The 13,901-nt window shown below is 31.8% G+C and carries 14 protein-coding genes; all 14 read right to left on the reverse strand.

Translation table 11 applies throughout. From position 1 onward, the window contains the following. Window positions 1-3 precede the first annotated feature (3 nt). The 14 genes from GGR32_RS03360 to rfbC all read right to left on the reverse strand — a co-directional run bounded on the left by GGR32_RS03360 (window position 4) and on the right by rfbC (window position 13,900). Window positions 4-1,359 carry an undecaprenyl-phosphate glucose phosphotransferase gene (locus tag GGR32_RS03360; RefSeq protein ID WP_183476451.1) on the reverse strand — a complete coding sequence of 452 codons (1,356 nt, stop codon included), beginning with the start codon at window positions 1,357-1,359 and terminating at the stop codon, window positions 4-6. A gap of 2 nt (window positions 1,360-1,361) precedes the next feature. Next, complete coding sequence (locus GGR32_RS03365) at window positions 1,362-2,354, reverse strand: UDP-glucuronic acid decarboxylase family protein (protein WP_183476455.1); 993 nt, start codon at window positions 2,352-2,354, stop codon at window positions 1,362-1,364. 35 nt (window positions 2,355-2,389) lie between these two features. Next, window positions 2,390-3,136, reverse strand: coding sequence for a WecB/TagA/CpsF family glycosyltransferase (locus GGR32_RS03370; RefSeq protein ID WP_183476458.1), 747 nt, complete (start codon window positions 3,134-3,136; stop codon window positions 2,390-2,392). A gap of 34 nt (window positions 3,137-3,170) precedes the next feature. After that, window positions 3,171-4,337 (reverse strand): delta-aminolevulinic acid dehydratase, encoded by a 1,167-nt coding sequence (locus tag GGR32_RS03375; RefSeq protein WP_183476461.1) that lies wholly within the window; start codon window positions 4,335-4,337, stop codon window positions 3,171-3,173. Window positions 4,338-4,344: 7 nt separating this feature from the next. Further along, window positions 4,345-5,559 carry an O-antigen ligase family protein gene (locus GGR32_RS03380; protein WP_183476464.1) on the reverse strand — a complete coding sequence of 405 codons (1,215 nt, stop codon included), beginning with the start codon at window positions 5,557-5,559 and terminating at the stop codon, window positions 4,345-4,347. After that, the gene (locus tag GGR32_RS03385; protein ID WP_183476466.1) at window positions 5,546-6,475 is read right to left on the reverse strand and encodes an SGNH/GDSL hydrolase family protein; all 930 of its coding nucleotides are present in this window, start codon (window positions 6,473-6,475) and stop codon (window positions 5,546-5,548) included. Before GGR32_RS03385 ends, GGR32_RS03380 begins: the two co-directional genes overlap by 14 nt. A 156-nt stretch (window positions 6,476-6,631) precedes the next feature. Next, window positions 6,632-7,882, reverse strand: coding sequence for a phenylacetate--CoA ligase family protein (locus tag GGR32_RS03390; RefSeq protein ID WP_183476468.1), 1,251 nt, complete (start codon window positions 7,880-7,882; stop codon window positions 6,632-6,634). After that, on the reverse strand, window positions 7,882-8,304 hold the full coding sequence (locus GGR32_RS03395) for a serine O-acetyltransferase (protein WP_183476470.1): 423 nt from the start codon (window positions 8,302-8,304) through the stop codon (window positions 7,882-7,884). Before GGR32_RS03395 ends, GGR32_RS03390 begins: the two co-directional genes overlap by 1 nt. Further along, window positions 8,297-9,325, reverse strand: a complete 1,029-nt coding sequence (locus tag GGR32_RS03400) for a glycosyltransferase family 4 protein (RefSeq protein WP_183476472.1) — start codon at window positions 9,323-9,325, stop codon at window positions 8,297-8,299. Before GGR32_RS03400 ends, GGR32_RS03395 begins: the two co-directional genes overlap by 8 nt. Further along, a complete protein-coding gene (locus GGR32_RS03405) occupies window positions 9,318-10,535 on the reverse strand; it encodes a hypothetical protein (RefSeq protein ID WP_183476474.1) in 1,218 nt (405 codons plus the stop codon). The genes GGR32_RS03400 and GGR32_RS03405 overlap by 8 nt, the downstream gene beginning before the upstream one ends. A gap of 21 nt (window positions 10,536-10,556) precedes the next feature. Further along, the gene (locus GGR32_RS03410; protein ID WP_183476476.1) at window positions 10,557-11,726 is read right to left on the reverse strand and encodes a lipopolysaccharide biosynthesis protein; all 1,170 of its coding nucleotides are present in this window, start codon (window positions 11,724-11,726) and stop codon (window positions 10,557-10,559) included. A 3-nt stretch (window positions 11,727-11,729) separates the two neighbouring features. Beyond that, entirely contained in the window at window positions 11,730-12,491 is a 762-nt protein-coding gene (gene cysQ, locus GGR32_RS03415) for a 3'(2'),5'-bisphosphate nucleotidase CysQ (RefSeq protein ID WP_183476478.1), read from the reverse strand. A 12-nt stretch (window positions 12,492-12,503) separates the two neighbouring features. Then, on the reverse strand, window positions 12,504-13,346 hold the full coding sequence (rfbD, locus tag GGR32_RS03420; protein ID WP_183476480.1) for a dTDP-4-dehydrorhamnose reductase: 843 nt from the start codon (window positions 13,344-13,346) through the stop codon (window positions 12,504-12,506). A 2-nt stretch (window positions 13,347-13,348) separates the two neighbouring features. Further along, window positions 13,349-13,900, reverse strand: coding sequence for a dTDP-4-dehydrorhamnose 3,5-epimerase (rfbC, locus tag GGR32_RS03425; RefSeq protein ID WP_183476482.1), 552 nt, complete (start codon window positions 13,898-13,900; stop codon window positions 13,349-13,351). Between the last annotated feature and the right edge of the window lies 1 nt (window position 13,901).

The following is a 13,901-nucleotide window of genomic DNA, read 5'->3' on the forward strand; positions in this document are numbered from 1 at the left end:
TGATTAATATGCTTTTTCTTCTCCGCGAACGGCATTATATACCGTTTGAAAAATTATTTTTATATCGAGTAATAACGACCAATTTTCTAAGTAAAAAATATCGTAACGCACACGGCTAATAATGTCATGATCTGTTTCTACTTCGCCTCTATAACCGCTTGTTTGTGCCAAACCTGTAATGCCTGGTTTTATAAAGTGACGTACCATAAATTTATCTATTCGGTTTGCATACATGTGCGTATGGCTTACCATGTGTGGTCTTGGTCCAACAACAGACATATTTCCTAAAAATACATTGATAAATTGAGGCAATTCGTCCATACTTGTTTTACGAAGAATTCTCCCCACTTTTGTAACCCTTGTGTCGTTTTTAGTGGCTTGTATTAAATTTGCCTCTGGGTTATCTTGCATAGAACGGTATTTATAACAGAAAAACTCTTGATAATCTAATCCATTACGCTTTTGCCTAAAAAATACAGGCCCTTTAGATTCTAATTTTATAAGTATTGCCAAAATAGGCGTTAACCAACTTAGAATAAATACAATAACAAAGGTAGAGAGCGCTAAATCGAAAGCTCTTTTTATAAATTTATTAAAGGGATCGTTAAGAGGAATTTCCCTAAGCGATAAAATGGGTTGGTAACCATAATAATCTAATTTCATTTTACGAGAATACACATCCTTATTATCTGGAATAAACTTTAAGGTTTTTAGGTTATTGTCGGAAAAATCTATTAATTTATTAAGTTGTTTGTTGCTAAGTTGACTTATGGAGCAATAGATTTCGTCTATATTTTCGTCTAAAATATAATTGAATATAGGTTTTAATTTAAACTTTTCTGTAGTGGATATTGCTATTGTTTTTTTACATTGGTAGCCATATTCGGTAGCTTTTTCAAAGAACCCTGCCAATTTCCGGGCCTGAAATGTATCGCCGATAATAATTGTTGTTCTGTAATTTCCGCCAAGGTGTTTACGGTAGCGTTTTAATAAATAAAACATACTTAATTTTACAAGTAAAACAAGGCTAAAAGAATACAGCATGTATTGTAAAACGCTTTTTGCTGAACGGTTTAACTCTTCAAAAATCCCAAAAAAGGAAAATACAATAAGGCAGAATATTAAGGCTTGTAGCAAGGTTAACGAAATTATTTTTACCACTTGCGTGTATCTATAAATTTCATAATAACCCGATTTTATTGACAATATCATCCAGCCTGTAGCAATGTATACACAAAAACCTATGTAGTTTTCTATAGGCAATTTAAACAAGGCTGCCATCACGAAAAAGATACCCAAATCTATAAGGTAAGAAATAGGTTTTAAATAAATAGAATATCTTCCGGGGCGTTTAGGCATATTTACTTTCTGTTATGTTTACTGAAATCTTTATGTGCTATTTTTTCGAGCGCTGCTTTAGGCAATTGTTTAAAGTAATTAAAGGTTTTTTGCATGCCCTCTTCTCTAGTTACTTTAGGTTCCCATCCTAAAATTTCTTTTGCTAAATTTATGTTGGGTTGACGCTGCATAGGATCGTCTGTTGGTAAAGGTTTAAATACTATTTTTTGTGTAGTATCTGTAAGTTTTATTATTTCCTTTGCAAAATCTAAAATACTTATTTCATGTGGGTTTCCTATATTAACCGGTAAGGAATAGTCGCTTAACAGCAGCCTGTAAATTCCTTCTATCTGGTCTTCTACATAACAAAAAGATCGTGTTTGAGAGCCATCTCCAAAAACGGTAATATCTTCACCTCGTAAAGCTTGTCCCATAAAAGCAGGTACGGCACGACCATCGTTTAAACGCATTCTTGGTCCGTAGGTATTAAAAATACGAACAATACGTGTTTCTAAACCATGAAACCTATGGTATGCCATGGTAATAGATTCTTGAAAGCGCTTTGCTTCATCATAAACCCCTCTTGGTCCTATGGCGTTTACATTACCGTAATAATCTTCTGCTTGTGGATGAATTAACGGGTCTCCATAAACTTCTGAAGTACTTGCAATAAGGATTCTGGCGTTTTTTTCTTTAGCAAGCCCGAGTAAGTTATGCGTCCCTAAAGAACCTACTTTTAGGGTTTGAATAGGAATTTTTAAATAGTCTATAGGGCTGGCTGGACTAGCAAAGTGTAAAATATAATCGAGCTTTCCTGGAATATGAACAAAAGTGGTTACATCGTGATGATAAAACTCAAATTGTGGCAACTTAAACAGATGCTCGATATTTTTAAGATCGCCCGTAATAAGGTTATCCATCCCGATAACGTTATAGCCTTCTGCTATAAACCTATCGCAAAGATGCGAGCCTAAAAATCCTGCGGCTCCTGTAATCAATACTCGTTTCGATTCCATGGGTTACTTTTCTAAACCTATTACATTTTTTGCTTTTATTTATTTTTTGAAAACTTCTCCCGGAAAACCAAGGCTATAAATTTTGAGTTTCCTATCAAATACCTTTTCCACATGCGCTTAGGCTCTTGAATAAATCTATAAAACCATTCTAAACCTGTTTTCTGCATCCAGAGGGGAGCGCGTTTTGTTTTTCCTGCTAAAACATCAAAACTTCCGCCTACGCCCATAATAAAATTAAGCTTTTGTAATTGGTTTCTATACTGATGCAAAAATATTTCTTTTTTAGGAGAACTCATTGCTACAAATAACATATTTGCGTTGCTTTGAGTTATTTCTTCTACAATTTGAGGTTCTTCTGCGGTTGTAAAATAACCGTTACGATAGCCTGCTATAATATTTGGGTTATATTTCTCTGAGATGATAGTTACAAGGCGTTCTACCACCTCTTGCTTGGCTCCTAATAAATAAAATTTATACTTATGTTTATGTGCATGTGCAATTAGGTTTTCAAACAAATCTATTCCTGCAACACGCTCTTTAAGGGGTTTGTCTAAAAGCTTAGCCGCCCAGATAACCGCTTGCCCATCGGCATTAATAATATCTGCTTCGTTTACGCTTTTGCGCAAAGTAACATCGGTTTGCATGGCTACAATTTTACCGGCATTAACTACTGTATGATGGATATGTTTCTGTTTTTCTATTGCATCAGAAACCAACCTCAAGGTTTCTGTCATCGAAAGGTTATCGATGTTGGTGTTTAAAATATGTATTCGGTTAATCATGTGTGTGTTTTAATCTAAAAATACAGTGCTTCTTTTATGAATTGGATTTTATGTAATATGAAAACGCATAAAACATCCAAGCTTGAGCCCAACGCATATAAGGTATTTTTGAAGATAAAAATTTTCTTTTTTGATAATAAAAATAACCTTTCTTATCCTGCATATTGGTAATGGTCCATGTTAACACCCGGTTAACTTCATTGGAGTACTCCTGTAACTTTCCTAATTTATATAATGTAACTATAAATTGTGCTGGAGCATGTATATCTATCGGATAAGTTTGATTGTTGTAATACTTCGACTTCCCGTCTGCTGTAAAAAAGTTATTTATATAATAATCAAATCCCAAATCGATTTCATTTTGATATGAAGTATCTCCTGAAATATGTTGGTATGTATGTAAGCATTCTAAATTGTAACCTGTATGAAAACTATCTATCCACTGGTGATAAGGTAAATTACTATACGCCCAAGCACCTGTTTCCTGTTGTTTATCTACAACATATTGTACTATTTTTTTAGAAAACGCTAAATATTCTTCTTCCTTAAAAATGGGATATAAAAGGCATAAGGTTTTTACCCCTAATAAACCGGCATTAAAAACTTGTGTATGGTCTAATGGAGAATAAGATAATGTAAAGTTATTTTTATCATCAAAAGTTTTATTCAAATCTTTGGTTATAAATAACCCAACCGACTTTAAGGTTTCTAAAATATCTTTACGCTTTGTGATATGGTAAGCCTCGATAAGGGCTTCTGTTATAAACGATGTAGCTACCACCGTTGGTGTGTTTTTAGGCTGAAAAAAGGCTCGTGCTTGCCAATCAAAATTATATCCCCAACAAACTCCACTATATCCTTTTGCTTGTTTCTCTAAAAGTAAATTGATAAGGTTATTTATCTGGATTAAATGCGCTTCTTTTTTTTCTATTTTATACAGATTGCAGTAACCTATTAAAAAAAGCCCCAAGCCTTTTGGATTATGTGTTTTATCTACCCCAGTTATAGGTCTTAAATTAACAGGTAGGCGTTTAAAAAGCTGTATCCATGCTAGCCGAGCAAACCTACTTTTCTTTAAAAAAGGGGTTTTATTAAACAATTTACTGTTTAAACCGTCGTAAGGATCCCAGCCTTTAAAGTCTTGAGATTCGCAAAATAGTTTTAATTTTAAAAAACTTTTCTTAGCCGTTGTATTCTGCAAAGCTTATCTAATTATTAATTTCTAATTTCTTTTTATTGCTAAAGTGAATTATACTACAAAGCAATGCCACAATGAGTATTCCTGATTGACGCTCCAAAATAGATTCGGTAATTCCGTACATAAAAAAAAGTAGTACTATTAATATTCCAAAAATATCATTCATCCGAATTGCGTAAACTAATGCCGTTAAGAGTAATATTATATAGCTAAAAACTCCAATAAAACCATTAGATAGCAACAACTCTATGTATTCATTATGAGTATTATACTTATTTTTATAACCTACTAAAAAATCATTTTTTAAATACTGATTGTATAAATTTTCTTTTCCGTCTCCCGTTCCTTTTCCTATTAAATAGTTTATGGGTTTTAAGGTTTCTAATGCCGATTTCCAATGCACCAATCTTGTATTTAGCTCGTTGTTTTCGGTGATTTTATCAGGGTTTTCTGATATAGACTCAAATCGAGCAACATAATTACTACTAAATAACAAAGTGCTTAGTAAAGCGGTTATCACTATTAGGCTTAAAAAAACTTTTTGTCTTTTCTGTGTAATTTGAATTTTAATAAAGTAAATAGCCACCAATAATAACGCCAAAATAGCAATTCTGGCACTTAACAAGTAAATAAATACCAATAAAACAACAATGCCTAATAATGAAAGAAATTTATTTGTTCTCTTCAGGTATAACATATCATATACAAAATATACAAGTGCAATTACACAGTATAAAGAATAGTAGGTTGTATGCTTATCGAGCAACAAGGCTAATTTATCATAAACAAAATAAGACCCTAAGCCTTGCGTATACATATAGCTAGCCTTTAAAAATGCAAACACCGCCATTAATACCACCGATATGCTAAATATTTTTACAAAATTATACTTATTCTTTAATAAATTTTCTTGATTTGTAGCCATAATAAAAGGCAGTAGTAACAAAGGAAGCTTATCTTTTAATTGCTCCAATCCGTGCGAGGTATTTTGCGTATATAGCATTCCCAGAATAAGAACAATATAGAGACCACTTAATAAACCAAGGCTTGCTAAGTTTTTTTTAATTGTAAGCGCTTTTTCTTTAAAAGAACTTTGTAATAACCAAGCTATACAAAGCACAATAAATGCTTGGGTTGATAAACTATATTTTGGCATAGGAAGCGTAATAAACACCATTGCCAAACTCCAATTAAAAAAATGCTGTTTGAGTTTATTTATTTCCATCTATTTTTTTATTAAGAAGTTCTACCAATTGTTTATATGCTTCTGCATTATAATGTATGCCGTCTTGCGTTTTTACCCCTGTTTTTTGATTTTTAATAAGTGCATAAAAATCTATTATTTCTACTTGATTTTTAGCTATACTCGGTAATTGTTTATTTATAGCTTGATTATATTTTTCTCTTTTATTATCGAGCGATGGCGGAAGGTTTATAACATAAATAGTTGCCTTAGGGCTTTTTCTTAGCAAGGTTTCTTTTAAGGTATTAAAACCTTCTATAACTTTAGGTGTGTGTGTTGTTATATCGTGTGTTCCAAGCATAACAACATATACACTAGCGGCTGGTATATTTGCTTTATTCTCTAGTGTTTTTTCTACACTATTTAAAATTTCTCCTGTATAAGGAAAGCCATAAACATCTGTTTGGTTACCTACAAAAACATAGTTTTTATTTTCTTCGAATAACCATTTTCGAACATTTTTACCTCCACGCCAAAGCAAATGAGCATCTGTAATTATATTTATCTTTAAATTTCCAGGCTGTTTTACTGGTAAACGTACGGTTTTAGCAGAAGCTTTTCCTTTTTTTATAGGTTGATTTAAAACCCAAAAACCTCCTGTAAACTTAATTTTATTTTGCTTGATATATGCGTTTTCAAAATTGAAGTAATAATTGTTGTTTAATAAAAGTGTATTCCCTGTAACTTGTTCGGGTGTTTTTTGCGTGGTTATTTCTATATAATTATACCTTACAGAATCTATTTTTACTTCTCCAAAATCTTCTAGATTCTCTATCGAATCCCATTGGTAATTAAATTGCCAAAATTTCTCTTCTTTCTTTTTAGAAAAATCTATTATTAAATAGCCTATCAAAATAATGTAGGTGATTATTAATGCTTTTATAGGTATAGATTTCATAGAAATTTAATGTAGATTTGATTGTATAAAAGTAGTTATTTTTTCTGCCATATAGTGAGCTTCTTTTACCTCAAAAAGGAATTGTTCTAGAAAGCACTTTTAGCTGATGTTTATTTTAATTATTTTGTTCTTACAAAAGAAATTAAATCCATCTTTTCATATTTTTGATATTACAAATTTATATTTTCCAGAAGCTGATGTAATCAAATCTTTTTCTAAAATTACTTGAAATTCTATCTCAACCTCATCTCCAAGTCTTTTTCGCAGTTTAGCCTCTAATATATTTGTAGCTATTGTTTTAGCCTCTTCTTCTTTTACTAAATTTATACACAATTTATCTAAAGAAACCTGAATGACTTGAGCTTTTTGTAAACCTTCTATTCCTGTAAAATCTCTATTTAACCTATTTATTCTTGTGCCATCTTTTAGTACAATAGCATCCTCCAATCTGCCTACAATGCTTTTTATTTCTACCGATTTTTTTGTAGCGCTGTAAGTTGATGTTGTTTCTATAAGATCGTTTACTTGATAACGTATTAAAGGAAAAGTAGTGTTTATAAGTCCTGTGGTTATTACTTCTGTTTGCTTATACTCTGTTATCGCATACAAAGGAGGCTCATAATAAGCATCGTTTTCTGAATATAGCGCTATTGTTCGTTCAGCATTTCCGTACCAATCAAAAATAGTGGTGGTTAATAATTGTTCTATCTTCTCCCGTTGAAATCCTAAAATATTTTCAGAGCTTGTAAACGTTAATGGGATTTTTAGTTTTGTATTTTCTTTTGCCAATAATAAAGCAAAATTATAGGCTGTACTTGGGTAACTAATTAACGCTTTAGGAGCAAAATCTTTAACTTTATCAATAATCTGCCTAGCGTTTTCTTTGTTTAAATGATTAGGTGAAATGTATAAAGTGTTTTCTGCTTTATTGAATTTAAAAAGTGATGTTCTGTTTAAATCGCTTCGAAAAGAAATTTTTCTATCCTTACTTGTTAAACCACAATTATTTCTGTACCACCAAACATAAGCATTCTCTTTAAGAATAGCTTTTAAATCTCTATAAACCATTAATGGCGAACCTGTACTTCCGCTTGTAAAACCTTTGATAATGCCTATGGGCATTTTTTTACTTAAAAAAGCTTTAGGGTTGGTTTTTACCATTGCTTTGGTTAGTACAGGTAGTTTTGGCAAATCATCTAAACTGGATATTTTATAAATATCTATCCCATTTTCTTTGTAGAATTTAGGGTAAAAAGTTGTTTTTTGCGCAGCTTTAATCAGCTTTAAAAATGCCTGGTTTTGTGTTTCTTTTAGCGTGTTAAGTTTAAAATAAGCATCTATTTTCTTTATTTCTTTTTCAAGAAAAAAGTTATGACGAAGGCTATATTTTAATTTATCTTTTATCATTAATTATATTTGATGATTTTTGCGGGAATTCCAGCTACTACGGCGTTATCTGGCACATCGTGAACAACTACAGCATTTGCACCTACAGTTACATTATTTCCTATTTTAATTGGGCCTAAAATTTTTGAACCTGTTGCTAAATATACGTTATCGCCAATAACAGGCACTTCATAATGCCCAGATTTACCACCAACGGTAACTTGAGTTCCTATCATACAGTTTTTCCCCATAACCGTTCTTTTATGCAACACAACACCTATTCCGCTATAAGCAAAACGAGTGCCTTTACCTAAACTACACTCATAAGGAATGCTAGAATTATAAATTAAAAAACAAAGTAGTTTTATCAATTTAGGAAGCACAGGAATTCTCTTTTGATAAAGTTTATGGGCTAAATAATAAAAGGAATAGGCATTAATCATAACTTTCTAAAATTCTTTTAAAAACAATATCTGAATTAAATTTTTTAAAACTACTTAACGCGTTTTTACTATATGCTGTATAATTATCTGTAGTAAAACTTTGCATCGCATTTGCCAAGGATTTTGGCGATTTTGTAGGAATAAGTAACCCATCTTTATGGTTGGCAACCAATTCTTTTAAGGCATTCCAGTCTGTACAAATTATAGGAACACCTACCGATAGTGCTTCTATTATTACTCCAGGATACCCCTCTCCTTGGTGAAAGGTAGGTAAAAGCATTACGTCGTAACCTGTAAGCGTGGGGACTACTTTTTCCGCGGGTAAGTTTCCGCAGTAATTTAACCCCATTTCATTAAGTTTAGTTTCGGTATAAAAACGTTTATCTATAGGTCCGTAAATATCTACTGTATATGCTTCTGGCAGCGTTTTTAACGCTTCTGCTATAATTTCTACACCTTTGGTTGGTGTTACCCTAGATATAAAAACAAAACGCATGCTATAGCTTTTTACAGGAATTTCAATAGCTGAAGGTTTCCTAGAGTTTGGTAGCCATTCTACTCGTATATTTTTTTCGTTAAAATAAGTTATCATCTCTAGTGTTTCCATAAAAATAGTGTTGGAACTAAAAATGGTTCTTTTTAAAATATATTGAAAAAATAATGGCAAGCGCTCATATTTTTTATGAAAATCTCCCCCTACAAAATGATAGGTTATTTTTTTAGAACAAAGTTTACTAAGCAAAATAATAAATGGCGCTATTGTTAAGTGAAAATCGGCAGAGGCATGAATGCTTACATGTGTTTTTCCTTTTATTCTTCTTAAAAATTTGAATGGAAGAAGAAAATAATCGAAAAGTTGAGCCTTAGGTTTCCAGTTCTTTCGAGTAGAAAGAAAATCTACTTTTACGCCCTGCTCCTGCAAATACTCATATATACGTTTGGTAAGTACGGTAGCTCCTCCGATAGAACGAGCATCGGAAGTAGGTAAATTACCCAGCATTAATATTTTTTGCTTAGACATTTTCATGTTTCTGTGTGTAATAAATTACTGGAAAAACCCATATTAGAGCAACAACCAAATAGCCTGTATTGTTTAATGAGTAGGAAAAAGCAGCATCAAAAAACAAGGCAAAGTATATGATACAGAGTATACGCAATGCGGGTATTGTTATTTTTTTTCTAAATAAAGGAGAAAGAAGAAATAATAAGTAGGCAAGCGCTCCTAACAAACCTATTTCAACAAATAAATGTGGAAAATAAGTATCGGTTGTGGCTAACTCCAAACCATACCAATTAAAATTTACCTCTCCATAAAAAGGCGATTTATGTGTTACCGAAGCAGGACCGCCAAAGCTTCCTAATCCTTCTCCTAATAATAACCCGGTATGCTCAAGCATCACCCTATAAGATTCTGATCTTGCAGAAGTTCCTTCAGAGATGTATAACTCTGTACGTAATTTTGCTCCTTCTATAAATTCATAGGCTTTTTCTGGAAAAGAAACTATAAAAATAACGGTCATTAACAAAAAGGCACTTACAATTTGAAGCTTCTTTTTTGATAAAATAAAAATTAAAATAAAAAAGGTAATAATCCCTTTATAAGATATACTCGCAAACAAACCTACAACAGCTAGCAACATCAGTAATACTTTAAACTTGCCTTTATAAAATGTTTCTACCAAAAAAAACATTAACAAACACAAAAAACCAAATAAGCTAAAAAAACCCATTATCCCCGTAGCTCTCAAAAAACCGTTAACGGTAGGTGCTGTATAATATCCATTGTCATGAATATCAAAAAACCATAATACTACCCCTTTTTGCCAAAGGATATAATGAAAAACTTGCGCAACAATATTGATAAGTAAAAAGGCAATAAAAAATTTAAAAATAAGCTTAAACTTATGCCTTAACGTAAAACTGTAAAAAATAATAACCACCGGAAATAAATACCTTATCAGCTCTTCTAACCCTGCTCTAAAGCTAAACGAAAGGAATAGATGGATTACAAGTATTGGAAGTACGATTAAAAATAACTGTACACTTATAATATTAAATTTACCTTTAGTTACACTAAAAATCAACATTAATAAAAGTGCCAAAAATTTAACTCCTACCCCAAGTTGTGGGGCTATAAAGTGAAATATTTCTGATAGAAACACCAAAACAAGCGGAAATAGAAGAAATGCATCTTCTATTTTACTTTTATGTATGGCGAGAGAGAGTTTCATAGGCTTAACGCAATGTTTCTTTTATATTTCATTGGTAACATAATATCTTAAAATAACGTACCTTATAGCTAACGACAATAAACTTCCTAATGCTATACCTATAAGCCCAAACAGCTTAAAAAACAAAAAGCTTATTATTAAATTAAATAATAAAATAAAAATATTAATATATAAATTCTGTTTGTACCTTTTTTGTATAATGATGCAAGCTCCAAACAAAACAGATTGAGACTGAAAAAATTTAGCCGCTAATATTGTTAAAAACAAATACATTGTGGTACTATAATTCTCATAATAAGTATTAATAAGTATTAAATACGCAGATAAAAGAAATAAAAGAAAAAATAAAGAATAAACCCCTATTCTTTTATCAAGGTTTTTAATTTTATTCTCTTTCTTTATACTCTCAACATCTACTTGAACTATTGTAAGAGGAATAAAAATTAACATATTAGCTATATTTAATACAAAGCTATAGTTTGCAATATCATTATTCGCATTTTCTGAAATCAATTTAATAATCATAATATCAGTATATAGAAACATTATATTAGCAAAATTACTAACAACCAATGTTAATGTATTCAATATCATTTTTTTAAATAATCTATAATACTTTTTTAATCTATTTATATCAATCGAGAACGATATAATTAACTTTCCTATATAAATGACAGCAAAAGGAAACAATATATAGTTGATAGATATAAAAGAATACTGAGGTTGACTACTAAAAATGAGTAACAATAAAACCCCTATATAGAAAAAGAATGATATTATCGATTTATAAATAGCTGATGTATTACTTCCTCTATCTGTTAAAAAATAAACAGGAAGTATCCCATTATTAAAAAATATAGCATGAAATAAAACGGGAATAAGCAAAAATAAGCTCTCCGAAATTATAAAAAAAGGAATAGACAACACTCCTAGAAGAAGAAGAAATAAAAAAGAAAGTGTAAAAAAATAAATTTTACTTAGCTTACTTCTTGTATATGTTAACAATAAACTTGGTAAACCAAAAGCAAAAAATACTGTAAGAGATTCTATAATTTTTTTATAAAATTCTAACTCTCCATATGCTTCTTTAGAAAGGAAATAAGCAGCATATAATAGTACTAAATACTCTAACCCTCTACTAAAAGCTATAGATGTCCCGTAAATGATATATTTTTTATTTATAAATTTCACACCTCAACGTTTCACTATAAAATTAGGGTTTTGTAAATTCTCTTTATTGTATTGCAAAGGCTTTCCGCTATTTTGATTGATAATTTCTATACCTAAACCATTACTTTTTAAAATGGCATGTGCCGCTGCGGTATCCCACTCCATTGTTGGAGAAAACCTCGGGTAAATTTCTGCCTTAGCTTCGGCTAAATGCATAAACTTTAGAGAACTTCCCATGGGGATAATTTCCGCCTTTGGGAACTGAAGCACATAACTTGCCATCCTGCTGCTTAAATGCGATCTAGAGGTTAATATACGTGTAATTTCTAAAGGTTGTTCTTTTCTCGTTAAAACAGTCGTTTTTTGATTGGTATAAACCTTTGCTGCGAGGTTTTCTCCTCCTACATAAAGCTTTTTCCAGACAGGAGCATAAATAACGCCCAAAACGGGTTTGTTTTTATAAATTAGAGCGATGTTTACACTAAACTCATCGTTGCGTTTTATAAATTCTTTCGTACCGTCTAAAGGGTCTACCATCCAGAAATAGGTCCAGTTTTTTCGTTCTGCAAAAGGAATTGTTCTGCCTTCTTCCGAAAGGATAGGGAAATCTGTTTCATTAAGTGCTTTTACAATAAGCTCATGGGCTTTTTGGTCTGCTTTTGTTAACGGACTATCGTCTTCTTTTTGCTCTACCGAAAAATCTTCTGATTGATATACCGATAAAATTTCTTCGCCTGCATTTTTAGCCGCTTCCATAATTAGCGGAATATAATTTTTCAGCTCCATATCCATATTCCTTTACTTAGGTTGTAAATTTCTTAAACTATCTTCCCACAAAGGGCTAGTTTCCTGGAAAGTTTTCTCGAACTTGGTAAGGTCTAGCACACTAAAAACAGGGCGTTTTGCTTTTGTTGGGTAATAATCTACCGGATTTACTTTTGTTGTTAACCCCGCATTTTTTACAATTTCCTTTGCAAATGTAAACCAGGTTGCTTGCCCTTTGTTGGTATAATGATATACCCCATATTTTGTGTTGTTTTTGGCTATAAGTTTTAAAACCATTTTAGCCACATCGGTAGCATTGGTAGGCGTTCCTGTTTGCTCGGTAGTAATGTTTAGTGTTTTATGAGTATTTGCTAAGTTTAAAATACTGGTGTAAAAATTTTTATTATAAGAAGAATACAACCAAGATATCCTAAAGATAAAATAGGTAGCTAGCTGCTCTTTAATAAGGTTTTCTCCTTTTAATTTTGATGCTCCGTAAACATTAATCGGATTGGGAATATCAGCTTCGGAATACGGTTGCTTTGCAGTGCCATCAAAAACATAATCTGTAGAAAAATGAATAAGTGTTAGGTTATTCTGGCGGCAACATTTTGCTAAGTTTTCTACTCCTATGGCATTTACTAAAAAAGCTTGTTCTTGAGCTTCTTCGGCAGTTTCTACATCGGTATAAGCCGCGCAATTTATGCAATAATCAAATTTATTTTCTAAAAAAAAAGCTTGCACAGCAACCGGAGAGCTAATGTCTAATTCGGTTTTATTAACAAAATAAAACGCAATGTTAGGGTATGCGGATTGTTCTGCCCGAAAGCATTTCCCTAACTGCCCATCTGCTCCTGTTACAAGTACTTTTTTCATTGCTACAAGGTTGTTTTAAAAGCTTCGAAGGTGGGTAATATTTTATCCTTATCAGAAATAATCATTTCTGCTGCTGGAATTCCCCAATCTATTGCCAACGTTGTATCGTTATAAATAATGCCCGATTCGGCATGTTTTGCATAAAAATTATCGCATTTATAAGCAAATATGGCTTTTTCTGATAAGGTAGAATACCCATGAGCAAAGCCTCTAGGAATATAAAGTTGATAATTATTTTCTCCAGACAACACTACGCAATAAACCTGACCAAAGGTAGTTGAGCCCGGCCTAACATCTACCACTACATCTAGGATTTCTCCTTGTATTGCCCTTACTAATTTAGCTTGTGCAAACTCGCCTTTTTGCAAATGTAAACCTCGTACGCTTCCATACTTTGATAAAGCTTGATTATCTTGAACAAAATTAGGCGCAAAACCTACCTTTCCCTGAAAAACCTGTTGATTATAACTCTCAAAAAACAAGCCTCTATTATCTTTAAATACTTTAGGTTTTATAAGGAAACAACCTTCTAACGGGGTTTTTTCTATCGTCATA

Source organism: Mesonia hippocampi, from assembly GCF_014197445.1.
Taxonomy (GTDB): domain Bacteria; phylum Bacteroidota; class Bacteroidia; order Flavobacteriales; family Flavobacteriaceae; genus Mesonia; species Mesonia hippocampi.

Bases quoted from the DNA above. Each gene is read 5' to 3' on its own strand.
- GGR32_RS03395 (WP_183476470.1), bottom strand. From the start codon at position 8,304: ATGATTAATGCCTATTCCTTTTATTATTTAGCCCATAAACTTTATCAA.
- GGR32_RS03385 (WP_183476466.1), bottom strand. From the start codon at position 6,475: ATGAAATCTATACCTATAAAAGCATTAATAATCACCTACATTATTTTG.
- rfbC (WP_183476482.1), bottom strand. From the start codon at position 13,900: ATGACGATAGAAAAAACCCCGTTAGAAGGTTGTTTCCTTATAAAACCT.
- GGR32_RS03365 (WP_183476455.1), bottom strand. From the start codon at position 2,354: ATGGAATCGAAACGAGTATTGATTACAGGAGCCGCAGGATTTTTAGGC.
- GGR32_RS03380 (WP_183476464.1), bottom strand. From the start codon at position 5,559: ATGGAAATAAATAAACTCAAACAGCATTTTTTTAATTGGAGTTTGGCA.
- GGR32_RS03360 (WP_183476451.1), bottom strand. From the start codon at position 1,359: ATGCCTAAACGCCCCGGAAGATATTCTATTTATTTAAAACCTATTTCT.
- cysQ (WP_183476478.1), bottom strand. From the start codon at position 12,491: ATGGAGCTGAAAAATTATATTCCGCTAATTATGGAAGCGGCTAAAAAT.
- GGR32_RS03370 (WP_183476458.1), bottom strand. From the start codon at position 3,136: ATGATTAACCGAATACATATTTTAAACACCAACATCGATAACCTTTCG.
- rfbD (WP_183476480.1), bottom strand. From the start codon at position 13,346: ATGAAAAAAGTACTTGTAACAGGAGCAGATGGGCAGTTAGGGAAATGC.
- GGR32_RS03390 (WP_183476468.1), bottom strand. From the start codon at position 7,882: ATGATAAAAGATAAATTAAAATATAGCCTTCGTCATAACTTTTTTCTT.
- GGR32_RS03405 (WP_183476474.1), bottom strand. From the start codon at position 10,535: ATGAAACTCTCTCTCGCCATACATAAAAGTAAAATAGAAGATGCATTT.
- GGR32_RS03400 (WP_183476472.1), bottom strand. From the start codon at position 9,325: ATGTCTAAGCAAAAAATATTAATGCTGGGTAATTTACCTACTTCCGAT.